Source organism: Bacillus sp. LQ16 (assembly GCF_057784645.1).
On record NZ_CM173491.1, the window covers coordinates 4684103 to 4707258 of the forward strand.

General features: G+C 33.7%; 25 protein-coding genes and 2 pseudogenes. 10 read left to right on the top strand and 17 right to left on the bottom strand.

Annotated elements, in window-relative coordinates:
- Window positions 1–34: 34 nt before the first annotated feature.
- From AC3EMB_RS23735 to AC3EMB_RS23750, 4 genes are all read right to left on the bottom strand, one after another.
- Window positions 35–655, bottom strand: a complete 621-nt coding sequence (locus AC3EMB_RS23735; RefSeq protein WP_053563488.1) for a class D sortase — start codon at window positions 653–655, stop codon at window positions 35–37.
- Between the two features lie 89 nt (window positions 656–744).
- A complete protein-coding gene (locus AC3EMB_RS23740) occupies window positions 745–1236 on the bottom strand; it encodes an LPXTG cell wall anchor domain-containing protein (protein ID WP_069356357.1) in 492 nt (163 codons plus the stop codon).
- A 177-nt stretch (window positions 1237–1413) separates the two neighbouring features.
- Window positions 1414–1746, bottom strand: coding sequence for a hypothetical protein (locus AC3EMB_RS23745; protein WP_000415613.1), 333 nt, complete (start codon window positions 1744–1746; stop codon window positions 1414–1416).
- A gap of 183 nt (window positions 1747–1929) precedes the next feature.
- Complete coding sequence (locus AC3EMB_RS23750; RefSeq protein ID WP_002041936.1) at window positions 1930–2145, bottom strand: hypothetical protein; 216 nt, start codon at window positions 2143–2145, stop codon at window positions 1930–1932.
- 161 nt (window positions 2146–2306) lie between these two features.
- Here AC3EMB_RS23750 and hpt point away from each other — a divergent pair, with 161 nt between their 5' ends.
- On the top strand, window positions 2307–2834 hold the full coding sequence (gene hpt, locus AC3EMB_RS23755; protein ID WP_001019295.1) for a hypoxanthine phosphoribosyltransferase: 528 nt from the start codon (window positions 2307–2309) through the stop codon (window positions 2832–2834).
- 83 nt (window positions 2835–2917) lie between these two features.
- A complete protein-coding gene (locus AC3EMB_RS23760) occupies window positions 2918–3820 on the top strand; it encodes a diacylglycerol/lipid kinase family protein (protein WP_000167901.1) in 903 nt (300 codons plus the stop codon).
- Window positions 3821–3861: 41 nt separating this feature from the next.
- On the opposite strand, the gene AC3EMB_RS23765 is transcribed toward AC3EMB_RS23760, so the two are convergent.
- Both AC3EMB_RS23765 and AC3EMB_RS23770 read right to left on the bottom strand, forming a co-directional pair.
- Window positions 3862–4371, bottom strand: coding sequence for a DUF2199 domain-containing protein (locus AC3EMB_RS23765; RefSeq protein ID WP_098127433.1), 510 nt, complete (start codon window positions 4369–4371; stop codon window positions 3862–3864).
- A gap of 24 nt (window positions 4372–4395) precedes the next feature.
- Window positions 4396–5067 (bottom strand): DUF7003 family protein, encoded by a 672-nt coding sequence (locus AC3EMB_RS23770; protein WP_078401145.1) that lies wholly within the window; start codon window positions 5065–5067, stop codon window positions 4396–4398.
- A 190-nt stretch (window positions 5068–5257) separates the two neighbouring features.
- On the opposite strand from AC3EMB_RS23770, the gene AC3EMB_RS23775 reads away from it, so the two are divergent.
- Window positions 5258–6217, top strand: coding sequence for an Rpn family recombination-promoting nuclease/putative transposase (locus AC3EMB_RS23775; protein WP_488517302.1), 960 nt, complete (start codon window positions 5258–5260; stop codon window positions 6215–6217).
- Window positions 6218–6257: 40 nt separating this feature from the next.
- Here the strand turns inward: AC3EMB_RS23775 and AC3EMB_RS23780 are convergent.
- The 8 genes and pseudogenes from AC3EMB_RS23780 to AC3EMB_RS23815 form a co-directional block, all read right to left on the bottom strand.
- Window positions 6258–6467: pseudogene (locus AC3EMB_RS23780) on the bottom strand (DUF4262 domain-containing protein); the annotation flags it as partial.
- Window positions 6451–6783, bottom strand: a pseudogene (locus AC3EMB_RS23785) (hypothetical protein); the annotation flags it as partial. The pseudogenes AC3EMB_RS23785 and AC3EMB_RS23780, both read right to left, overlap by 17 nt.
- 51 nt (window positions 6784–6834) lie before the next feature.
- Window positions 6835–7092 (bottom strand): hypothetical protein, encoded by a 258-nt coding sequence (locus AC3EMB_RS23790; RefSeq protein WP_000404320.1) that lies wholly within the window; start codon window positions 7090–7092, stop codon window positions 6835–6837.
- A 164-nt stretch (window positions 7093–7256) separates the two neighbouring features.
- Entirely contained in the window at window positions 7257–7436 is a 180-nt protein-coding gene (locus AC3EMB_RS23795) for a hypothetical protein (protein WP_098851935.1), read from the bottom strand.
- 105 nt (window positions 7437–7541) lie between these two features.
- On the bottom strand, window positions 7542–8141 hold the full coding sequence (locus AC3EMB_RS23800) for a DedA family protein (RefSeq protein ID WP_098851934.1): 600 nt from the start codon (window positions 8139–8141) through the stop codon (window positions 7542–7544).
- Window positions 8141–8719, bottom strand: coding sequence for a class I SAM-dependent methyltransferase (locus tag AC3EMB_RS23805; protein ID WP_001176064.1), 579 nt, complete (start codon window positions 8717–8719; stop codon window positions 8141–8143). Before AC3EMB_RS23805 ends, AC3EMB_RS23800 begins: the two co-directional genes overlap by 1 nt.
- 142 nt (window positions 8720–8861) lie before the next feature.
- Window positions 8862–10811: an ABC transporter permease gene (locus AC3EMB_RS23810; RefSeq protein ID WP_488517303.1), complete on the bottom strand. Its 1950-nt coding sequence runs from the start codon at window positions 10809–10811 to the stop codon at window positions 8862–8864.
- On the bottom strand, window positions 10798–11568 hold the full coding sequence (locus AC3EMB_RS23815) for an ABC transporter ATP-binding protein (RefSeq protein ID WP_000859655.1): 771 nt from the start codon (window positions 11566–11568) through the stop codon (window positions 10798–10800). Before AC3EMB_RS23815 ends, AC3EMB_RS23810 begins: the two co-directional genes overlap by 14 nt.
- 306 nt (window positions 11569–11874) lie before the next feature.
- Between AC3EMB_RS23815 and AC3EMB_RS23820 the strand changes: the two genes are divergently transcribed.
- Entirely contained in the window at window positions 11875–12747 is an 873-nt protein-coding gene (locus tag AC3EMB_RS23820; RefSeq protein WP_098851932.1) for an AraC family transcriptional regulator, read from the top strand.
- A 46-nt stretch (window positions 12748–12793) separates the two neighbouring features.
- On the opposite strand, the gene AC3EMB_RS23825 is transcribed toward AC3EMB_RS23820, so the two are convergent.
- From AC3EMB_RS23825 to AC3EMB_RS23835, 3 genes are read right to left on the bottom strand one after another with little or no spacing between them, the layout of a single operon-like run.
- A complete protein-coding gene (locus AC3EMB_RS23825; protein ID WP_488517304.1) occupies window positions 12794–13423 on the bottom strand; it encodes an SdpI family protein in 630 nt (209 codons plus the stop codon).
- 23 nt (window positions 13424–13446) lie between these two features.
- Entirely contained in the window at window positions 13447–14082 is a 636-nt protein-coding gene (locus tag AC3EMB_RS23830; protein ID WP_000716359.1) for an SdpI family protein, read from the bottom strand.
- Window positions 14079–14351 carry an autorepressor SdpR family transcription factor gene (locus tag AC3EMB_RS23835; RefSeq protein ID WP_001070531.1) on the bottom strand — a complete coding sequence of 91 codons (273 nt, stop codon included), beginning with the start codon at window positions 14349–14351 and terminating at the stop codon, window positions 14079–14081. Before AC3EMB_RS23835 ends, AC3EMB_RS23830 begins: the two co-directional genes overlap by 4 nt.
- A gap of 210 nt (window positions 14352–14561) precedes the next feature.
- On the opposite strand from AC3EMB_RS23835, the gene AC3EMB_RS23840 reads away from it, so the two are divergent.
- The 6 genes from AC3EMB_RS23840 (at window position 14562) to AC3EMB_RS23865 (ending at window position 23130) form a co-directional block, all read left to right on the top strand.
- Window positions 14562–15257: a response regulator transcription factor gene (locus tag AC3EMB_RS23840; protein WP_000276738.1), complete on the top strand. Its 696-nt coding sequence runs from the start codon at window positions 14562–14564 to the stop codon at window positions 15255–15257.
- Window positions 15258–15259: 2 nt separating this feature from the next.
- The gene (locus AC3EMB_RS23845; RefSeq protein WP_000765342.1) at window positions 15260–16282 is read left to right on the top strand and encodes a sensor histidine kinase; all 1023 of its coding nucleotides are present in this window, start codon (window positions 15260–15262) and stop codon (window positions 16280–16282) included.
- A gap of 94 nt (window positions 16283–16376) precedes the next feature.
- Window positions 16377–18356 (top strand): FtsX-like permease family protein, encoded by a 1980-nt coding sequence (locus AC3EMB_RS23850; protein WP_078401131.1) that lies wholly within the window; start codon window positions 16377–16379, stop codon window positions 18354–18356.
- A gap of 73 nt (window positions 18357–18429) precedes the next feature.
- Window positions 18430–20385 carry an ABC transporter permease gene (locus AC3EMB_RS23855; RefSeq protein ID WP_088115245.1) on the top strand — a complete coding sequence of 652 codons (1956 nt, stop codon included), beginning with the start codon at window positions 18430–18432 and terminating at the stop codon, window positions 20383–20385.
- 19 nt (window positions 20386–20404) lie between these two features.
- Window positions 20405–21157 carry an ABC transporter ATP-binding protein gene (locus tag AC3EMB_RS23860; RefSeq protein WP_000393250.1) on the top strand — a complete coding sequence of 251 codons (753 nt, stop codon included), beginning with the start codon at window positions 20405–20407 and terminating at the stop codon, window positions 21155–21157.
- Entirely contained in the window at window positions 21154–23130 is a 1977-nt protein-coding gene (locus AC3EMB_RS23865; RefSeq protein ID WP_095690084.1) for an FtsX-like permease family protein, read from the top strand. The genes AC3EMB_RS23860 and AC3EMB_RS23865 overlap by 4 nt, the downstream gene beginning before the upstream one ends.
- Window positions 23131–23156: the final 26 nt, after the last annotated feature.

Consider the following 23156-nt stretch of genomic DNA (forward strand, 5'->3'; position numbering starts at 1 on the left):
ATATATCCCCCTCCCGTTTTCAGAAACTATAATTTCACTTTGAATAACTGCCAGTTAACGTCGCCTCGATAATATATCTATCTGGTGCATCCCCTATATAATCAAATGGGTAACAAGTTGTCAGTGTTAATATCGGTTCTTCTTTTTTTATAATAACAGTACGATCATCCGCATGAGTAATCCATGTCTTTTGAATTTCATATGTGTACGTTTTATTATCATACTCTAAAACAAGAGTATCCTTTTCTTTCAACTCTCCTAAATCTGTAAATACAGTATCTCGGTGTCCACTCAGTACAGTATGTCCTCCTCCAGATGGGGTTGTCGTTAAATCACTAACAAACATACCAACTCCTTTTTTCAAAGTCGTATCATCCGCTCCCCAATATATAGAAAACTTCTTCTTTATTTTCGGTATGTTTAACATCGCTACCTTTTCACCTTCTTTATGTTCTGTTTGAGAAGAAGGCACTTGAGAAGTTACAGGTGTTTCATGAGAAAGTTGAGTATCTTGTATATTTTTAAGGCTCTTTATTTCTTCTTTCGTTAATTCTTGAGCAGAGCTTTTTCCTTTATACCATTCCACAGCGTAATAGGATCCCATGAATAGCCCAATAGCCATCAATATGATACCGATATAATTGAGTAACTTCATTCTTCATCCCTCCATGCAAAAAATGGTAGGAGTAACCTACCATTTTTAATATATGAAATTATTCCATTCTTTATAGGAAAATATTTTATTTACACTTTAATCTTATTGCGACGATTCAAACCAAATAATGTACCTATCGCTACAAGACATGCACTTAATCCCATCATTGCTACATTATTTGATGCTGTATTTGGTAATTTTTCACCTTGTACAACTGGCTTTACTACTTCTTTTTTAGCTACTTCATTCTTTTGCTCGACTTTTATCGCTGCTTCTTTTTTTGCCATATCATTTTTTAACTGTTCTTGCGCTATTCTCTTTTTCTCTTCTTCACTCTTTTTCTCAGCTTTTATTGCTTCCTCTTTTTTAGCCATATCATTTTTTTCTTGTACTTGGGCCGCTTGTTTTTTCTCTACTTCATTTTTTTGCTGTTCCTTAATTGCTTCTTCTTTTTTAGCTTTATCTTGTTGCACTTGCGCTTCTTCTTCCTTTGTTACTGTTCCAGTATCCGCACTCGCTACTGAAGAATATCCTACTGTTAAAAGTGCCATTGCACAAATTGGTAATAGTCTCTTTTTCATCTTCATTCTCTCCTTATATTTTATTCACATCAACTCGCACCGGATGTATTACTAGAATAAGCAAGAGATATAAATATAAGATGCAGATGAAATATATTTCATTTAAAGATTTCATTGTAGAAAAAGAAAAAAACATCGTAATATGTACGATGTTTTTTCGGGTGTGTGTCTCAATATTTACATGTTACTTTCGCGTGATTTGGAAGTAGAACGGGCCGGAGCGATAACTAATTGTCTCGGCTCAGTTTTCTTGAAGTGATTTTTGACGTTACACTTACGACGTTGAACAACCCACGCTTTAATAGGGTTTGTTAAAATAATCTTTTGCTCTTCGTTAGGGGCCTCTTCTTCAAACCTACAACTTTCGCTCCATTTATTCCATTTCATTGTAAATTTAGAAGAAGAATGATCATCTTCACGATCAAACAAGTGCAAAAAATCCATTTTTCCATCTAGCATTACGGTGTTACTAGTCGCTAAAAAAGAAAAGGTCGTCCAACGTTTCTCCATGCCCTCCTACTCCTTTTTCACATATAGAGTGCCTAAAACTTAATTTACCTAAAATATGCTTGCCTTTTACCTTACACCCATAGTTTATCCAAAATGCTATTATGCAACTATCGATTTGCCTTACAACTACCTTACATTTTTGTAAGAAACAAAAAAACCTTCACTCTATATAATGAAGGTTTCTTACTTGTTATCTATATGATCTCTCATATCATCAAGTCCAGCTTCTTTTAGCTGCGACATCATACCGTGCGAAATTGCTCCTAACACTAAAGTCATTCCAATTAATGAAATACGAATCGCAGGTACATCAATTACGTAAGCCAACAGGCCAAGAACAATTGTTAAAAGTAATGCTTTTATAAATGTTACACTTGTGTACTGTTTCTTCTTCATCATATTCACCCTTTATGGAAGCGTTTTCTTAATATACTTAGTATATCATATCATCAGATGATTTTGTCGTTATCTTTGTAAAAAATTACTATCTCCTTTGACTTTTTCTATTCTATCCTTTACAGTCGAAATGTTCGTAAGTTTTACACTGTAGGAGGATTACAATGAATATTGAAATAAAAGACACTTTAATTTCTGAAGAACAATTACAAGCAAAAGTTAAAGAATTAGCACTTCAAATCGAACGTGACTTTGAAGGAGAAGAAATCGTAGTTATCGCAGTATTAAAAGGTTCATTCGTATTTGCTGCTGATTTAATTCGTCACATCAAAAACGATGTAACAATTGACTTCATTTCTGCATCTAGTTACGGAAATCAAACAGAAACGACAGGAAAAGTGAAACTACTAAAAGATATCGACGTAAACATTACTGGAAAAAACGTAATTGTTGTAGAAGATATTATCGATTCTGGTTTAACACTTCATTTCTTAAAAGACCACTTCTTTATGCATAAACCAAAGGCACTTAAGTTCTGTACGCTACTTGATAAACCAGAACGCCGTAAAGTGGACTTAACAGCTGAATATGTTGGCTTCCAAATTCCAGACGAATTCATCGTTGGATACGGTATCGACTGTGCTGAGAAATATCGTAACTTACCATTTATCGCTTCAGTTGTAACGGAGTAATATAATAAAATAAGCTTCCATTAATTACTGATGGAAGTTTATTTTCTATCACGATTCGTAAAAGACAAAGGGAGAGAATAAAAATGACAAAGACAAAATTTGAAAAAGTACTCCTCATCGTAAATCCGAAAGCTGGTCAAGGTGACTTACATACAAATTTAACAAAAATCGTACCACCTCTTGCCGCAGCTTTTCCTGATCTACATATCCTTCATACGAAAAAACAAGGTGATGCAACAAAATATTGCCAAGAGTTTGCTAGTAAAGTAGATTTAATTATCGTCTTTGGTGGTGATGGAACAGTATTTGAATGCACAAATGGCTTAGCACCTCTCGAAACTAGACCTACACTTGCAATTATTCCAGGTGGAACTTGCAACGACTTCTCTCGCACACTTGGTGTTCCGCAAAACATTGCAGAAGCGGCAAAACTTATTACAAAAGAACATATAAAACCAGTTGACGTTGCAAAAGCAAATGGACAACATTTCTTAAACTTCTGGGGGATTGGTCTCGTATCTGAAGTATCAAACAATATCGATGCAGAAGAAAAAGCAAAGCTTGGTAAAATCGGTTACTATTTAAGCACAATTCGAACTGTAAAAAATGCTGAAACATTCCCAGTAAAAATTACTTATGACGGACAAGTATATGAAGACGAAGCTGTCCTTGTCATGGTTGGAAATGGTGAATATCTTGGTGGTATTCCATCCTTTATTCCGAACGTAAAATGTGATGACGGAACACTTGATATTTTCGTAGTCAAATCAACAGGTATTCAAGCATTTAAAGATTACATCGGAAAGAAACTATTCGAGGATTCAAATGAAAATGACATCTTCCACGTAAAAGCAAAATCCATTCATATTGAAACGAAAGAAGAAAAAGAAGTAGATACAGATGGAGAAAGTTCGCTTCATACACCTTGTCACATTGAATTATTACCAGGACACTTTACGATGATTTATAATCCTGCGGTTGTGTAAAGAAAAAAACGAGTGCTAGCACTCGTTTTTTCTCTTCTAATCTAGCTATGTCGTTGAATCATTTCTTGTATTTCTTTAACTCTCTCTAAAGTAATTCCATTTCTTTGTTCGATTGCTAAAGGATGCTCGGTTGGCTCTAATTCAACATACGGTGCCGTTCCAACTTCTCTTATATGTACATTTGTTTTTAAATTTAATGTTTCTGGATAAACTGGTATTTCTACAGATAACCACCCAAAATAAGGATCACTATTTTCTCGGCCTCTCTCATCCCACTTTTCTAATACTTCATCATAACTTTCTTTACTAAGTGATACCCAAACAGTCCATATGAAGTTTTCGTGGTAGTCAATGATAGGAATCTCTAAACATCCTCTAATAAAGTAATGTTCATCGTCCATTACGCAAAGTTCTGATGTTAAATGGAAGCGTCCCTCTCTTTCATGGGGCGCTACCTCGTAATAATAATATGGTGCTTCACTTCCGTAGCATAGAGGTAGTGCAAAACGATGCATTTGTACTTTTTCTCCGGATTTTCTTCTTCTTTTCATTTGTTATTCTTTCTCCTATCCTTTTCAGTCACAATCAAACTCTACCCAATTTCTCCAATGCGTATTAGCATTTTCATTCACAATAACACTTGGATCTTTCTTCTCTATTGCAGAGGCTACTGATTGGAAGAATTCATTTTCACTTACTTTTTCGTCTTCAACATGTTTCCATTCTTCCGTTTCATACGCTACTTCCCAGTCGCCTTCTAAACCGAACTCTTCTAAAATTTCTCCTTTATCCCACCACAATAATTTTTGAGCTTCCTCATTAGTAGCAAGCATACGCATAAAGTATGTTGGATAATGCTCTGTCGTTTGTACTTCTATTCCATTATTTATATAATCCTCTTCTGTAAATTCATATTCAAAATGATGCTCACGAATTTTTAGACTGCCGTTATAAATATTCGGCATAAATTCACCTTCATCATCAAACAACTCATAATTGCCATCATTTAATTGTAAAATGCAATCATCACCCATTGAATGAGTAATTCTATCTCCATATACTTGAATATCATTACATACACCTAATGAACCTACACCAACAAGTTGAAACACCATTAACCAATCCTTAGTATCGTTAAAGAAAAGAGAGAATTTCACTTGCGAAATATCCATATATTCATTATCAAATGCAGGAAATTCATAGTTACTTTGCTTTTTATCTAATAGTTTTAAAATATCTTTTTGCATATGTAGCATTTTCACCTCGATATAAACAAAAATATTTTTTTAATTTCACTAGAGTATAACATAACCATACTTAACTGTGACATTCTAATAACACTACTAAAAAATAGAAGAATGGCTTGTTTGCATACTCTAGTTCTTTTTATGTACAATGAAGGAAAGAAGCACCTTCATATAAGGGAGAGGACAAACTTTGTTCAACCAACAGTTAGTTAATTTACGCATTGATTTTGCATTTAAACAATTGTTTGGTACGAATGGTAGCGAAGATATTCTAATTGCATTTTTAAATGCTATGTTACAAGAGTCTTTAGAGTCGCCCATTGCTTCTCTACAACTAGAAGATCCACATTTACACAGGGAATATGAAGAGGATAAGTTATCTATTTTAGACATTTCAGCGACATTAGACACAGGAACAAAAGTTAATGTAGAAATACAACTCAATAATAATCACGATATGGTTAAACGCAGTTTATATTATTGGGGAAGACTATACACATCTCAACTACAAAAAGGGATGCCCTACAGTGCACTTCACAAAACCATCACCATAAACTTACTAAACTTCGTAATGTTTTCGGAACACCCAACCTTCCATACAACGAGCATATTATGGAATACACAACAACAAAAACTCCTGAGTGAAGACATAGAAATCCACATTATAGAAATTCCAAAGTTAACTGAACAATGGCATGAAGCAAAAGTAAATCCGTGGAAAGATCCATTTGTTCGTTGGCTTTTATTGCTTTCAGCAAATGAGGATGAGCACTTAACTAAACTATTGGAGGATATTGCTATGAACGAAGATCCTATTTTACAAAAAGCGATAAATAAATGGGAACGTATGAGTCAAGATTCTTCTTTCCGGCAAGCCTATGACGCAAGGGAGAAAGTTTTAATGGATGAAGCAGCAAAATTCGCCCATGCAGAGACAGAAGGAATAAAAAGAGGAATGGAACAAGGGATGAAACAAGGAATTAAAAAAGGCATTGAAAAAGGCATTGAACAAGGTCGAAAAGAAGGAGTTCAGCAGGGAAAAATTCAAATGATTAAAAATATGTATGATCTTGGTATACCACTTGAAACGATTGCTAAGGCAAGTAAATTAAGTTTGCATGAGATTGAGCATATTTTAGGACATAAATAGTGATAAAAAAAGAGCTTGAATAGTTTCAAGCTCTTTTTTATCAACTCTCCTCAATATCATCCAATTGAGTCTTATAACATTCATCACACTCTGGCCTCGTAGGAAGAATCCCTCTTTCATCAGGTAATAAAACCCTCAAAACTTCTCGATCCATCTCTACGAAAGACTTCATAATAATGGGATATCCTTCAATAATATTCGTATACTCAATCCCTTGTTCAAACTTTTTTCCGCTCTTTATTTCTTCTATCTGATAAATATGGAAAATCCTTCACACTCTCATACTCCACAAAAACATTCATATATTCAGGGAAAATTCTATATTTCTTCTCCCACTCATCGAGTAATGAAATATCATCCACACAATGAATCAAAATCCCTTTCTCATAATCCATTCTTAACTTTGGCATATGTCGACAATATAAAGAAGTAATACTGCTCGTCTCTTTACCAAAAGAGATGTCTTCATCGTAGTTGCTTGTAGATGTTAACTGTAATGCCTCTATGTTTCTGGTATGCTCTTTTACTTTTAGAAAACTCAATTGTATATCTCTTATAACCGGCATTTGCTCTCTCCTCTTCGCAATACAACTATGAAATATCTTTGTTAATACGCCTTAATCAATTTCAAGCCAACCCATTCCCATAGAAAGAAATAACAACAGTCCGATTACAAAAAAGAGACCCCCAGTTAAAAAATAGAACGGCACTCCATGCAATGGATCACTAAATAACTCTATCAAATTTCCAGCTACTACTTTCCATTTCTCTTTCTTTGAATTTTTTTCTTTTAATTCTTTTATAAATCGATAATTACTTATACTAATCAAAATAATTCCTATTAATAGGCATCCTACTATGATTAAAATCTCCAAATATAACACTCCATATGTACATCTATATTTATTTTCGTTTACATACTATTGTTATTCATATTCCATTTTAGCTAATAAACAAACGAAAAAGAACTAGGTGGATTAATGTTTACTTAAAAAGAAAAAGTCCGAAACCATATAAAGTGATTTCGGACTTTTTCTTTTTAAAATATTAAATTACATTTCGAACAAAAAGGAGTCGAATTCCCTTTTCTAATTTTCGCATCACATTTTGGGCAATATACATATCGTTCCTCTACCTTTTGTCGTTCTATCATGTGTAAGGATACTATTTTCATACTGCACATAATTCCAATTAAGATAAGGCTAAAAATAAGTAGCACAACGCTCTTCCTTAACTACTTACCTATATTTTACCATTAAATAAAGATAATTTTATACTTATAATCCTATCTTGTCCTTCATACTGGAAGAAACTTTCTTTACTTCTATTTACTCATCAGTGTGATTCTTTTTTGTCTATATAAATAAAGAATACCTGTAACTATAAAAACAATCACACCAAAATACACGCCATATTCTATCGCGATCGCTACAATACTTTCAATATGTTGTCCAAATAAAGCACCGAGCACAAAGTAAACGAGTGTCCAAACAAATCCTGTCGTATAAGAATAAAATCCATACGTCTTAAATGACATGTTATTCATTCCAACTAAATACGGCACGATATGTCTTACAACTGGTATGAAATAGCTTGTAACTAACGCGTACTGTCCGTATTTATCAACCATTTCTTGTGATTTTATTAAATACTTTGCTTTTTTCTTTTTCATCAATTTATGGAGTACCTTCGTGCCAAATACCTTCCCTAATATATATCCTAAAGAAAGCCCTGATACAACACCTAAATATGTTAATACAAATGAAGGAACAACACTTAATATACCTACTGAAGATACGAAACCACCACTCATAACAATCATTTCATCTGGAATTGGCATACCGATAATACCTAACCATAAACAGAAAAATAATGCCCAATAACCGTATTGCTCGATATAGGATAATAATTCATGTAATTCCATTATGCATACGCTCTCCTTAGTTCTTTTTTGCAACTAAAGACGTAGGCTGGCGGGAAATTGAGCCATACTTTTTCTAGTGTAATTTCAGGGAAGAAATGCTGTATAAACCCTTTTTTCACAAGTGAATATTGAAATGTAATGAACTCACCATTCTCATGTATCGCTTCCATCGCATTATTTAAAATGCGCTTTGAAACTTCTTCTGGTAAAGAAGTGAAAGGCAACCCTGATAAAACGTAATCAATGCATTCTATATTGAGCTCCTCCATATACTTCTTTATATTTTCAGCTGAACCGTGTACAACAATGACATTCTGCTCATCTTTAAACTTTCTTTTTAATTCTTTGAAAAATACTTCATTAATTTCAATAAGAAGAAATATTGTTTCCTTCTTTTTTCTCTTCATAATCTCTTTCGTAAAAACCCCTGTGCCAGGCCCTAACTCTACAATACATTTCGCTTTATTAAAATCAATTACATCGACCATTTTCTTTGCTAATATTTTTGAACTTGGCGCAATTGCACCAGTATGTTTTGGATGCTTTATAAATTCATGTAAAAATGTAATGAGCTGCATGTAAACCTCTCCTCATTCGTTCGATAGTTTTTAACTTGTGTCTAAGTATAACTATCGTTTCTTAATAAAAATTGAGGAAGTTTCTTAAGATTTTATGAAGAATAAAAAAACAGCTATCGCGTGTAGCGATAGCTGCCCCTTATTACTTCGCACTCACGATCTTATAATAAGAACGAACCGTTAAGAAGTAATATCCAATATAGATGACACCGTATACTCCAATACTAATGAGAAGCGGAATCATAATTTCAAATGGTAATATATTTGATAAACCTTTTAGTGCAAATAAGCTGTGTAAAATACCGATTACTAACGGAATAGCGAAGATAAAGCTTACTTGTTTTGCGATAGCTTTCTTCATTTCCTGCTTCGTTACACCAACTTTATGAAGGACAATGTAACGATCACGGTCAGCACTTGCTTCTGTTAATTGTTTAAAGTAAATGATTGAGCCTGTTGCTAATAGGAATACTAATCCTAAGAATAACCCAATAAACATCATTAAGCCTGTCGTTTCAAGCCCCATTTGGAATCCTGTATAGAAATCGTTAAATGGTTTTAAAACTTCTGATTCTCCAGCTGGCATAATGCTTGCTAATTTTGCTGTTAACTCTTTACTATTTCGCTCACCTTTTACATCAATATTTTTTACAGTACGCGTTTCGTTTACTTGTTTCACTTGCTCATATGTTTTATCAGGAACGATTACAAATAGTTCATTTAAATTTGTAAGGCTTCTATTATTTACACCTTTAATTTTTAATTCTTTTGACTCATTTCCAACAGGGAATACAGCTGTATTTCCTGTATAAAGAGGACCAAAATCAAGTTTCTCAATATATAAGCTATCATATACGAAAGCTTCATTCGCACTTAAATTTACAGGTTCTACATCTAAATGTTTCACATGTTTATTAAAGCTTGATTGAGAAATAAGCTGGTACTGATTCGTAACATTATAGTGTGTGTTCAGAACTTGATCAGCTCTTTCACTTTTAAATGTTCCTTTCACAGGAATCATTTCAACTTCTGATTCATATGTGACTGGGTGATTATTCTTCTCTCCAGCAAGTATTTCATTTACTTTTTTATCTAATGCTGCATCTTTTTTCTCATAGGAATAACTATACGGCGCAGCAACTTTTGATTGCGTAAATGTGTTGTAATACATCGTAACTGACGTACCAACCGCTGTTAATGTAACTGCACTTAAAATAGCGATTGTCGCCAATGATTTCGCATTTCCTTTAATACGATATAGTAACTGCGATGTCGTTACCATATTCATACCATTATAAAATGCTGACTTATTATTTCTTGCACGTTTCAATACAAATACTGTGAAGAACATGAACAGTAAATAAGTCCCTGCTACTGTCGCTAATAAAATATATAATGCAACGACCATAAAGTCTGCATACATAACTGCTTTCATGTACATTAGCGCTAAAAAATAACCTGAACCGATTAAGAAAACTGAAATTAATGCCATGATGACAGATCCTTTTGGCATTGCTTCTCCTTCACGTTCTGCACGGAAAAGTTCAATTAACTTAAAGCGATAAATTAAACGATATCCTTGAAGTGATGTATATAAAATAATCACAAAGAAAATAATTGCTGTATCAATAATGGCAGCCATCGGTACTTCAAAATGAACGTTTAAATTTAATCCCATCATATTTACTAATAACTCAAGGAATAATTTCGAAAGGACACTACCGATCGCAATCCCAATTACTAATGACATTAATCCCATTAACATATTTTCATAAAAGAGCATTTTACCAATTTGTCTTTTACGGATACCTAATAACGAATATAAGCCAACTTCTTTTTTACGTTTACGTGTAAAGAATCCGTTCGAATATATAATAAACACTGCTACGAAAATGATAAGCATCACACTGGAAACTTGGAACGCTCCGCTAATTTTTTTTGAAGCTTCTGCTGCTTTTTCCATTTGTGAATTATATTGCAGTGCTTTAAATGTAAAATAAATAACAATACTAAAAATCATAGATGCGAAATATACAAAGTAGTCTTTAAAGTTCCGCTGTATGTTGCGGAGGGCAATGCTAGATAAGGTCATCAGCCATACCTCCAGAAATAGAAGACATTACGTCAACAATTTTTTGGAAGAACTGTTTACGCGTTGATTCACCACGGTGCAATTCTTTATATAGTTCACCATCTTTAATGAAAATAACTCGTTTACAATAACTTGCTGCAAATGCATCATGCGTTACCATTAAAATTGTTGAGTTATCATATTCATTTAATGACTTCATACTTTCAAGTAAATCTGTTGCAGATTTAGAATCAAGCGCTCCAGTTGGCTCGTCCCCGAAAATCATACTTGGATTCGTAACGATTGCACGTGATGCTGCGCAGCGCTGCTTCTGTCCACCAGATACTTGATATGGGAACTGACTTAAAATATGATCAATGCCAAATTTCTTTGAGATTTCAAGAACGCGGCGATCAATCTCACTCGCTTTCACCTTTGATAACGCAAGTGGTAAAGCGATATTCTCTTTCACTGTTAACGTATCTAATAAGTTATAATCTTGGAAAATGAAGCCTAAATGATCGCGGCGGAATAATGCTAACTTATCATCATTCATTTTCACAATATCTTTTCCATCAATTAAAATTTCACCGTTCGTCGCATTATCAATTGTAGAAAGAACATTTAGTAAAGTCGTCTTACCAGAACCAGAAGGTCCCATAATTCCAACGAACTCACCTTCTTTTACTTGTAAGTTAATACCTTTTAACGCTGCAAATTTATTACCACCCGTGTCATATACTTTTTCAATATTTTTTGCTTCTAATACTGTTTTCATCTCGACATCCCTCATTTCTTCTATTCTCTATTTTCAACTATATACACTCTCTACTCTTGCCACTATCGATGTTTCTTACACAAACATGACAGTTATGTAAGGCACATAAGTAAAGAAATCAAAAAGTTAACGTAATGAATTAAAGTACTTTGTTACTATAACATTGGGATATCATACCATCCATTCATTCTCCTTACAGGAACATTACAATTTTGTAAGGTAAAAAATGCACCTACAAAGTTGTGCACGAAATGTCGGATGGAGCTATTTCGTTCCTGCTATTCTATGTACAGAGGAGGTCATAATATGGATTCACTTAAAAATATGAATGCTGCAATGCAGTATATCGAAAACAACCTTACACATGAAATTGATTTTAAAGAAGTCGCAAAAATAGCTTACTGCTCCGAATATCATTTCAAGAGAATGTTTTCTTTTTTAGCTGGCATATCACTATCAGAATATATTCGCTGTAGACGTCTTACTCTCGCTGCCTTTGAACTAAAAAACAACAATGTAAAAGTCATTGATATCGCTATAAAATATGGATACAACTCACCAGATTCATTCGCTCGTGCATTTCAAAACTTGCACGGTATAACACCTTCAGAGGCCCGAAATAGTAGCCATTCTTTGAAGGCTTATTCACCAATGACCTTCCAATTATCCATTCAAGGAGGAAATGAAATGAACTATCGAATTGAAGAAAAAGAGCCCTTTCGAATTATAGGTATTACAAAACGAGTCCCAATCGTTTTTAACGGTGTAAATGAAGAAATTGCTTCTATGTGGAAAAGTTTAAACCCAGAGTCTATTCAAACATTAAAGTCCCTTTCAAACATTGCACCTACTGGAATTATTAGTGCCTCTACTAATTTTTCTGAAGGAAGAATGGAAGAAAAAGGAGAACTTGATCACTATATTGGAGTAGCCACAACAAAGGATTGTCCAGAGCAGTTTAAACAACTCGAAGTCGCAGCTTCAACATGGGCTATATTCGAAGCTGTCGGTCCATTTCCTGATGCACTACAAAATGTATGGGGGCGTATTTATTCTGAATGGTTCCCTTCTTCGAACTATGAACTAGCGGAAGGACCGGAAGTATTGTGGAATGAACAGAAAGACATATCTTCTCCAAACTTTAAAAGTGAAATTTGGATACCGGTTTTGAAGAAGTGATAAAAAAAACAAAGCTGCTCTTCCCTAAAAGGAAAAGCAGCTTTATTTACATTTTCAACTCTTCTTTATAAATACTATATGACTTTATTGTTGATACGATAATACATATTAATATGATTCCAATCCCCATAAAAATATTAAATGGATCTGGAAGCAAAGCCCCGGCATATATACAAAGTGAACCTATTACAAATACCCTCGAAGCAAATCTATGTGTTTTTCTCCAAACTACAGGATTTTCTAATGTCCAGTCCATTCGAATGCCTACTAACCCGTTCGGCTTCGTTTGTTGCATGTAATTACCTAGTACAAGAAACAATGTTCCAAGTCCAAAATTAAATGCAATTGAGCCCGATGCAATATAATTAGACGCTGCTAATAGTGCAAATATGTTACATCCAAATCCGATAAAGAGAATGGCATAATTAATCGCTGAAAGAACTTTGGATTGCTGTGTAGACTTATCTTTTATGAATCCAAAAACTAGCCATATCATATAGAGCACTACCATACTACCTATCGAGAATGAACTTGCTTCTATTTTAGAAAAATATCCATCTACTACTCCTGCTGCATTATAATGGCGTGGAATTTGTTCTGGTAAATATGGCCATACAATATACCATCCAATTGCAATGCCAATAATTAAACTCCATGGTAATACGCGTCTTTTCATCCTCTCTCCCCCATAATTTTTTATTAGGCCCCTATTTCTTTTTTATAAGCAATATATGAATATCCCATCGTTAATCCTACTGCACCAATAATAATTCCAACCATTACGAAAGATTTCCACGTTACTGGTGCAAAAACACTTAAAATCATAATGATCCCCAATGCAACAAACACCTTTCCGCTAAAACGGTGTGTCTTTCTCCATACTTCTTCGCTACTTAACGTCCACGGCGTTTTTATACCTACAAAATAATTTGGTTTACATTGTGGTAAATAGTTTCCGATGACTATAAATAAAATACCCACTAATAATTCCGGCACGCGATTAATGAATAAATTGTATCCTAATCCACTTGTAATAATATCTATATTCCCTACAAATAGTAGCAGTAATATCCCGTTATTCATCATCATAAAAGCTTTAGAAAACTTCTCGTAGTTCGCTTTCTTTGGATCAATCTTTGGTAACACGTTTAGAAAAATATATAAAACAATCATAATTCCAACCATAGAAAGCATTCCATACAATTTAGAAGAATATCCATCTACTTTACCGCCGCTCCAATGCGTTGCAATTGTATCCGGTAAATGTGGCCAAGCAAACGCCCAAGCTAAACAAGTTATAACAATTAATAAGATTGCAAAAAGATGCTTTTTCATTTCCCCTCTTCCCCCTTATTCGTAAATGTAAACACCCAAGTCAACAAATCTTGAAAGACCGTTGTGTTTAAAGAGTACACAACGAATTGCCCTTTCTTTTCATCTTGAATAAGTTCAGCATTTTTAAGTGCGCTTAAGTGGTGTGAAATACTTGGTTTTGTCATATTGAAATGTTCAGCAATCTCACCAGCGGTTAGATCACCTTCTTTTAATAAGTCTAAAATTTTTCGCCTTGTTGGATCTGCTAATGCTTTGAATGCTTGATTCAATGTCTTTCTTCCTTTCGATAATTAGACATTTAGATATTTATCTAAATGTTAAACCTATTACTATTATTTGTCAATTTCATCCAGCGCCCTTTTTACTTTTCTCACTTTTAACCTATACTGTTTACTAGCTTATCTTTCAACATAATGAAAAGACTTGAAACACATGATACACTATAGCTACAATTGTTTTTTTTGAGGAGGAATATACATATGTATAAAATTTTAATCGTTGAAGACGATCCAAATATTTCATCATTACTGCAATCTCACATTCAGAAGTACGGTTATGAGGCTGTGGTAGCGGAGAATTTCGATGATATTATGGAATCGTTTAACGCTGTGAAACCACATCTTGTTTTACTTGATGTAAACTTACCGAAATTCGATGGTTTCTACTGGTGCCGTCAAATTCGTCATGAATCTACTTGTCCAATTATTTTCATTTCAGCTCGTGCTGGTGAGATGGAACAAATTATGGCAATTGAAAGCGGTGCGGATGATTACATTACAAAACCGTTCCACTACGATGTTGTAATGGCGAAAATTAAAGGACAATTACGTCGTATTTACGGTGATTATGCACCAAATATTTCTGAACGTATCGTTGAAGTAGAAGGTTTAAAACTATTCCCAGAACGTCCTGAAATTCACTTCGGATCTGAACAAGTTCTTTTAACGAAGAAAGAAGCTATTTTAGCTGAAATGTTATTATCTAAATTCCCTCGTACAGCGAGCCGTGAAGATTTATTAGCTGCGCTTTGGGATGACGAGAGCTTCGTTGAAGAAAATACATTAAACGTAAACATTACGCGTCTTCGTAAAAAGTTTAATGAGCTTGGCATTGAGAACTCTATTGAAACAGTACGTGGACTTGGATATCGCTTTAACGCAACTTGGAGTGAATAAGCATGAAGCTATTTTTACGTGATCATTTTGCATTTTTCCTACTGTACGTTTTAAACTTCGGTATCATTTTCGTTCTTTATGATGCAGTAGATGGATTTCAAAACAATAAATTTTACTTCGTCGTTTTAAGTTTATATTTATTTATTTGTTTCCTCGCTTACCGTTACGTTCGCAATCGTAGAATGTACCATAGATTAAGTGAGCAACCAGAAAAAATGGAAGATGCGTTTATTGAAAGAGCGACTGCTCCGATGCCTCACGGTGTCAATGAACTCGTGCGTACGCAGTACCGCCTCTTCCAAAAAGAACTACAATCGTATGAAGTAAAACAACAAGAACATCAACTATTCATTAACCATTGGGTACATCAAATGAAGACACCTGTTTCTGTTATGCAGCTTATGGTGCTAGAAATGGAAGACGAGCATTTAATTCCAAAGTTTAAAAAAGAATTAGAGCGTCTAAACCAAGGGCTTGATATGGCTTTATACATGGCTAGGTTAAATAACTTCCATGAAGATTTCCATGTCGAGACGATTTCATTAAAAGATACGGTAACAAAAAATATTAATGGATTAAAAGAACTATTCATTCGTAATGGTGTCTTCCCTGTTTTAGAAGTCCATTCTGATTTAAAAGTTGCTTCTGATGCGAAATGGCTAAAATTTATCATCTATCAATTAATGACAAACGCTGTTCGTTACTCCGGTGAGCGCGGAAAGAAAGTTTTCTTATCTGCTTACCGAAACGGAAAAGATATTATTTTAGAAGTTCGTGATGAAGGTGTTGGTATTCCACAAGAAGATATTCGAAGAGTATTTGAACCGTTTTACACTGGGAAAAACGGTCGCGCCTTCGGAGAATCTACTGGTATGGGACTTTATATTGTAAGTAAAATTTGTGATTATTTAGGTCACTCTGTCAAACTAGATTCTGAAGTTGGTAAAGGAACGACCATTAAAATCATCTTCCACAATGCTGCAAATAATCAAGCAGAACATACGGAGAAGGTGACCGAAGTATGATCGTAACATATGCAAGCAAAATGTATGAGAACTCACTCTCATACATTTTTTGCAATACAACTACTTCTATATCTTCTAGCCGGAGGTATAATCTATGACATTTTGGCAATTTGCATTTAAAAACGTCACGCGCAACTCGAGAGCTTATTTTGCTTACTTTGTAAGTAGTTCCTTTTCCATTGCTGTGTTCTTTTCGTTTGCTGTTTACTTATTCCATCCAAAATTACAAAACTTTGACATGACCTCTGAAATTTCAGCATTAATGATATTTTCAGAAGTAGTAATTGTATTTTTCTCTTTCTTCTTTTTACTATATTCCATTGGTACTTTTTTAAAAGTTAGAAAAAAACAATTTGGTATTTTGACCATTTTAGGAATATCGAGAAAACAATTACATCGTCTTATTTTTATGGAGAATATGTTAATCGGGATTTTATCTATCTTTTTCGGCATGCAGTTTGGGGTTGTTTTTTCTCAATTTTTCTTATTAGTAACAGCCAAACTTACCCATGTTCCAGGAATATATTTATACGGGCCTACTAACGCGTTTATTTTAACAACCATTGTTTTCCTTAGTCTTTTTATCATTGTATCTGCATTCACACCAATGCTTATTCGTACAAAAAAAGCAGTACACCTTTTAAAAACAAATGGTGGAAAACAAAAAGAAAGAAAACCATCCATACTTGTTTCATTATTTGGTGCGATTTGTTTATTTGGTGGTTATGCGTTAGCTGGAAATCCTAAATATTTCGTATCAGTAAGCCCGCAAATCGGTGTTATATATATGGTTTCAAGTATTTTCGTTATCCCAACGCTTGTTACAATTGGAACATATTTCTTCTTTTCACAAATTAGTTTCTTACTTATTTATATTTTAAAGAAAAGAAGGAAGTTTTATATGAAACGGATTAATATGCTTTGGATTTCGGATTTAGTAAGCCGTATTCGAACGAATATTAATATGCTGTTTATTGTAGCGATGCTATCTACAATTGCTTTCACAATGATTACGTTTCTATATGGATTCGGGAAATTTATTAAGCTAGAGGTGAATAGAGCTTCTCCTTTTCCAATTTCTTATTTTTCTTATGATGCGAACCCTTTTGTTACAGAGCATTTAAATTGGCTTGAGCAACAATTACAAAAAGAGCATTTCCCTTATCAAAAAATAAAAGCTGATATATATGAAACACCACTAAAAGAAGATAAAGATATAGCTATTTATAATGACGTATACGCAATTAAGCAAAGTGACTATAACAAACTTGCAGATTCTTTACGAATGAAACAACTATTTATGGATGATAACGAAGCATATGTGCTAACAGGGACATCTTATATCACCATATTCAACGAATTTGAGCAAAGCTACAAAAGAGATTACATTACACTCTCTAGTACAAATACGAAATTACGAGTAAAAGGCTATGAGCATGTAAACGCAATCCCATCTGACTTTTCATATCAAACGATAGTGTTGCCTGATATTATCGTAAATAACTTACCTAACACCGTAAAGCATATATCAGCATACAATTACAAAATTCAAAACTGGGAACAGACATATGAAATTGCTGATAATTTTATAGAAAAAGTGCAAAAAGATCGAAATAAATTCCAGTATGAAGGACCTCTTATTCGTTCCTTTGAATCAGCAGGATCGTTATACAAAATAACATCAGGCAGTGCTGCATTTTTCCTAATTGGGACATTTTTAGGAGTTATTTTCTTCATTGGAGCTGGTAGCGTTCTTTACTTTAGAATGTATACGGATTTGACGAACGAACAAGAGAAATATATAACGATTTCTAAAATCGGTGTAACAGATACAGAGATGAAACGATCTGCAACCATTCAACTTAGTATTTTATTTTTCATTCCGTACATTATGGCATCCATTCATACAATGTTCGCAACAAAAATGCTACAAGATGTAATTGGTTTATCTCTGTTCAAAGAGGTTTCAGCCGTTCTTATTATTTTTGGATTCGTTGAAATCGTATTTTTCGTATTCATTCGTTCACTTTATATGCAAAAATTATCACAATACACGAGTGGACAAAATATTTAAAACAAACTTGATGAAAAGAGTATTTCCTATGCTATGCTCTTCTCATCTTCACCCTATCAGGAGGTTCAGGTGAATGACATTTTGGCAGTTTGCATTTAAAAACGTGACGCGGAACGCCAGAGCTTATTTCGCCTATTTTGTAAGCAGTGCGTTCTCCATTGCAATCTTTTTCTCATTTGCAGTTTATTTATTTCATCCTAAATTGCATATGACAGACGTGAATTATTCTCTGAACATATTAATGACAATTTCAGAAGTTGTCATTGTGTTCTTTTCATTTTTCTTTTTACTGTATTCAATCGGGACGTTTTTAAAAGTACGAAAAAAACAGTTCGGGATTTTAACAGTACTTGGCATATCTCAAAAACAATTAAAGCGACTCATATTTATAGAAAATATGTTAATTGGTGCTCTTTCTATATTTTTTGGCATTCAACTTGGAGTTGTCTTTTCACAGTTCTTTTTATTAGTTACCGCCAAAATTACACACGTACCTGGTTTATATTTATATCCGCCTACAAGTGCTATCGTTTTAACTATCATCATCTTTCTCGGGCTCTTCATTCTCGTATCATCTTTTACACCGATGCTCATTCGTACGAGAAAAGCCGTACGTCTTTTAAAAGAAGGAACACAACAAAAAGAAAGAAAAGCATCCGTGCTCATCTCTCTATTTGGTGCGGCATGTTTAATAACTGGATATGTATTAGAATCCAATCCATTATATTTTATGTCGTTAGGCGATATCATTGGGCTTTTATATGCCGTCTCTAGTATATTTGTTATTCCATCGCTTATTGCAGCTGGAACATACTTTTTCTTTTCACAAATTAGTTTTTTACTTATTCGTATTTTAAAAATGCGAAGAACGTTTTATATGAAACGAATTAATATGCTTTGGATTTCTGATTTAGCAGCGCGCATTCGGACAAACATTAACATGCTTTTTATTGTAGCGATGCTATCGACACTCGCTTTTACAATGATTACATTCTTATATGGTTTTGGAAAATTTACAAAGTTTGATGCAATTAGACAAAACCCTTTCCCGTTTACGTATTTATCACATACTGAAAATACATTAGCTGATGAACATTTAAACTGGTTAGAGCAGAAATTTAATGAAGAGCATTTTACTTATACGAAATTTAAAACGGATATATATGAAGTATCTTCGGCTGAAGATAACACGCAGCTCTATTACGCAATTAAACAAAGTGACTATAATGTACTTGCTAGGGCGTTAAATTGGGAAAAACTCACGGTGAATAAGAATGAATCTTATATTCTTATGAAAGACTTAGATGATCAAGTTATTGGAACACTTCACAATGAAGACAAGAAAAATACTCTTACACTTACTCAAAACAATTTACAACTACAAGTGAAAGAATATAAAAGTTATAGCCCATTCCCAAACAGCTTAATATACCAATTACTCATACTATCTGATGAAAATGTAGAAGCCTTATCCACCGTTTCCAAACAAATGAGTGTATATAACTTCAAAGTTACAGATTGGGAAAAAGCACATAATATCGGTTCATCGTTTATCACAAAAATCAATAACGACAATGCAGCAATTCAAGCAGAACACCCACCTTTCCATGCAAGTGAAGCAAGCGATTCTCTATACACAACAAAACTAAATGTCGCTTCATTCTTCTTAATTGGTACTTTCTTAGGTGTTATTTTCTTTATCGGTGCTGGTAGTGTTCTTTACTTCCGAATGTATACAGATTTAACAAATGAGCAAGAAAAATATATAACGATTACGAAAATTGGCTTAACTGAAACTGAAATGAAACGTTCAGCGACAATTCAGCTTGCGATTCTTTTCTTCGTGCCTTACATTATGGCATCAATCCATACGATGTTTGCGACAAAGATGCTACAAGAAGTTTTACATCTCTCGTTCTTCGCTGAGATTACAGTCGTACTGTTGATTTTTGGAACAGTTGAAATTTTATTTTTCCTTTTAATTCGTTCCTTTTATATGCAAAAATTATCACAACATATTAAGTTTTAAAAGTAGAAAGGTGATTATTATGGAAGAAGTATTACACATAAAAAACGTCTCAAAAGTATATGAGGGAAAAGTCCCTCATACTGCTTTAAAAAATATAAATTTACACGTAGATAAAGGGGAATTCGTTGCCATTATGGGTCCATCTGGTAGCGGGAAATCTACATTTTTAAACGTTATTTCTACAATTGATTCTCCTACTTCTGGTGACGTCGTTATTAACGGAAAAAAACCACACACATTTCGTAGAGAGAAGTTAGCTATTTTCCGCCGCCAAGAGTTAGGATTTGTTTTCCAAAACTTTAACCTACTAGATACACTAACAATCGGTGAAAATATCGTACTACCTTTAACATTAGATAATGTTCCATTAAAAGAAATGGATGAAAAGCTTGATAACATTTCAAAAAAGCTTGGAATTGATCATATTTTGGACAAACGTATTTTTGAAGTTTCTGGAGGACAAGCACAGCGTACTGCAGTAGCACGCGCTGTTATTCATCACCCTTCTCTCTTACTAGCCGATGAACCGACAGGGAACCTGGATTCAAAAGCCGCTATTGATGTAATGGAGTTATTTACGAAATTAAACAAAGAAGAAGATGCAACGATTTTAATGGTTACGCACGATCCGTTTGCGGCAAGTTATTGTAACCGTGTTATTTTCATTAAAGATGGAGAGCTTTACAATGAACTGCACCGCGGATTATATCGCGAGAAGTTTTATCAAGAAATATTAGATGTTCTAGCCTTATTAGGAGGCAGACGTGGATGACGTTTTGGCAATTCGCATTTAAAAATGTCTCACGTAATTCAAAAGCATATTTCGCCTACTTTGTAAGTAGTGCGTTTTCTATCATGGTTTTCTTTTCATTTACTGTATACGCGTATCATCCACGCTTACAGAGTGTACAAAGCTTTCAAGAACGTGATCCTCTAATGAACTTAGCTAGTACAGCACAGCTTGTGATCGTTATGTTCTCGTTCTTCTTTCTCTTATATTCAATTGGAACATTTTTAAATGTTCGGAAGCAGCAATTCGGGATACTCACTATTCTTGGTATCTCACAGAGACAATTAAAAAGATTGTTATTTACCGAAAACATGATAATTGGGATATTATCTATCTTTATCGGCATTCAAGGTGGACTTGTATTTTCTAACTTTTTCTTATTAGTCACTTCGAAATTAACAAGTGCGAAAGGTCTCTATTTATATTGGCCAACAGAAGCGATTATCGTTACAACCGTAACGTTTATCATTTTATTTTTAATCGTTTCTACATTTACACCAATGTTTATTCGTACTCGAAAAACAACGAAGCTTATTAAGGGCGTTAACAAAGAGAAGAGCGAAAAAAAAACATCTATACTCATTTCACTATTTGCTTTAACTTGTTTAGGACTATGTTATTATATTGCCGGTTATCCGCAAGGCTACATAACGGAAAAAAATGCACAAAATGGATCTGTATTCTTAATTATGCTATCTATTTTACCGCTTGTAGTGATTGGGACGTATTTATTTTTTTCACAAACATTTCTTCTCTTTATCTATATTTTAAAGAAACGAAGAAAGTTTTACTTAAAACAAATAAATATGTTATGGATTTCAGATTTAGTTTCTCGTACACGCAGTAATATTAATGTACTCTTTATTGTTTCTATGCTATCTGCACTTGCATTTACAATTATTATCGGGTTATTTGCTGCAAACAATAATACGAAAGCACCCATACTAGAACGATATCCAATACCATTCACCTATACATCAGAAGGTGTTAATGCATTTGAACAAAAGCATATTACTACGATTGAAACTGAACTTACAAATGCCAATTTTCAATATGACAAATATAAGTTTACCGTTTTAAAAGATACAGCTTTAAAAGAATCAATTGCCATTATGAAAATGAGTGATTATAACGCAATAGCACAGCAATTAAACAGACCAAAAATCACTCTCGATTCTTCACAAGTTTATAATATTTCTCGCTATTCACCAGCGTTATTAAATCTCGTGTCTAACCCATTTGCGAAGCAGAACACAATTACACTTGGCTCTAATAAAAAGGAATTTCAAATTAAAGGTTTTATTAATAGAGGAATTGAGCCTCCCTTTGCATTACCTCACTTAATTGTGATGCAAGATGAAGTAATTGAAAATATGATTCCTCATATTGAAACAATTACAGTCTATAACTACTTCGTGGAAAATTGGGAAAATGCAATTGTCCCAACAAAAAATATATTAAAAAGCTTAGATCACGATGCAGAAACCTTGTATGAAGCACATAAAAATGAAGAAGATTTCATTAAACCATTTTATATTTATACAGCTACGGATGAACTCGTTCATAGTAAAGGAAATGCAGTCGCTCAATTCTTTATTTGGGCATTTCTCGGCTTTATTTTCTTTATCGGAGCAGCTAGTGTTTTATATTTCCGTATGTATAATGACTTAACAACTGAAAGACAAAAGTATATTACGATTACAAAGCTTGGCTTAACTGAATCAGAAATGTTTCGCTCTGCAACGATTCAATTAGGAATTTTATTTTTCGTTCCTTACATCGTTGCTGGTGTTCACACATTATTTGCGGTTAAGTTTTTACAAAGTATGTTTTCTTTCTCCTTACTAAAAGAGACATGTATCGTACTCACCTTTTTCGGGATTATCGAGATTATTTTCTTCTTCTTAATCCGTTCTCTGTACATTAATAAATTATCACAGCATATAAAAATATGAATAAAATGGCCTTGTGCAATACGCAC

What these genes read in the sequence shown, in the direction of transcription:
- AC3EMB_RS23735 (WP_053563488.1), bottom strand. Translation starts at nt 655, where the DNA reads ATGAAGTTACTCAATTATATCGGTATCATATTGATGGCTATTGGGCTA.
- AC3EMB_RS23740 (WP_069356357.1), bottom strand. Translation starts at nt 1,236, where the DNA reads ATGAAAAAGAGACTATTACCAATTTGTGCAATGGCACTTTTAACAGTA.
- AC3EMB_RS23745 (WP_000415613.1), bottom strand. Translation starts at nt 1,746, where the DNA reads ATGGAGAAACGTTGGACGACCTTTTCTTTTTTAGCGACTAGTAACACC.
- AC3EMB_RS23750 (WP_002041936.1), bottom strand. Translation starts at nt 2,145, where the DNA reads ATGATGAAGAAGAAACAGTACACAAGTGTAACATTTATAAAAGCATTA.
- hpt (WP_001019295.1), top strand. Translation starts at nt 2,307, where the DNA reads ATGAATATTGAAATAAAAGACACTTTAATTTCTGAAGAACAATTACAA.
- AC3EMB_RS23760 (WP_000167901.1), top strand. Translation starts at nt 2,918, where the DNA reads ATGACAAAGACAAAATTTGAAAAAGTACTCCTCATCGTAAATCCGAAA.
- AC3EMB_RS23765 (WP_098127433.1), bottom strand. Translation starts at nt 4,371, where the DNA reads ATGAAAAGAAGAAGAAAATCCGGAGAAAAAGTACAAATGCATCGTTTT.
- AC3EMB_RS23770 (WP_078401145.1), bottom strand. Translation starts at nt 5,067, where the DNA reads ATGCAAAAAGATATTTTAAAACTATTAGATAAAAAGCAAAGTAACTAT.
- AC3EMB_RS23800 (WP_098851934.1), bottom strand. Translation starts at nt 8,141, where the DNA reads ATGGAATTACATGAATTATTATCCTATATCGAGCAATACGGTTATTGG.
- AC3EMB_RS23805 (WP_001176064.1), bottom strand. Translation starts at nt 8,719, where the DNA reads ATGCAGCTCATTACATTTTTACATGAATTTATAAAGCATCCAAAACAT.
- AC3EMB_RS23810 (WP_488517303.1), bottom strand. Translation starts at nt 10,811, where the DNA reads ATGACCTTATCTAGCATTGCCCTCCGCAACATACAGCGGAACTTTAAA.
- AC3EMB_RS23815 (WP_000859655.1), bottom strand. Translation starts at nt 11,568, where the DNA reads ATGAAAACAGTATTAGAAGCAAAAAATATTGAAAAAGTATATGACACG.
- AC3EMB_RS23820 (WP_098851932.1), top strand. Translation starts at nt 11,875, where the DNA reads ATGGATTCACTTAAAAATATGAATGCTGCAATGCAGTATATCGAAAAC.
- AC3EMB_RS23825 (WP_488517304.1), bottom strand. Translation starts at nt 13,423, where the DNA reads ATGAAAAGACGCGTATTACCATGGAGTTTAATTATTGGCATTGCAATT.
- AC3EMB_RS23830 (WP_000716359.1), bottom strand. Translation starts at nt 14,082, where the DNA reads ATGAAAAAGCATCTTTTTGCAATCTTATTAATTGTTATAACTTGTTTA.
- AC3EMB_RS23840 (WP_000276738.1), top strand. Translation starts at nt 14,562, where the DNA reads ATGTATAAAATTTTAATCGTTGAAGACGATCCAAATATTTCATCATTA.
- AC3EMB_RS23845 (WP_000765342.1), top strand. Translation starts at nt 15,260, where the DNA reads ATGAAGCTATTTTTACGTGATCATTTTGCATTTTTCCTACTGTACGTT.
- AC3EMB_RS23850 (WP_078401131.1), top strand. Translation starts at nt 16,377, where the DNA reads ATGACATTTTGGCAATTTGCATTTAAAAACGTCACGCGCAACTCGAGA.
- AC3EMB_RS23855 (WP_088115245.1), top strand. Translation starts at nt 18,430, where the DNA reads ATGACATTTTGGCAGTTTGCATTTAAAAACGTGACGCGGAACGCCAGA.
- AC3EMB_RS23860 (WP_000393250.1), top strand. Translation starts at nt 20,405, where the DNA reads ATGGAAGAAGTATTACACATAAAAAACGTCTCAAAAGTATATGAGGGA.
- AC3EMB_RS23865 (WP_095690084.1), top strand. Translation starts at nt 21,154, where the DNA reads ATGACGTTTTGGCAATTCGCATTTAAAAATGTCTCACGTAATTCAAAA.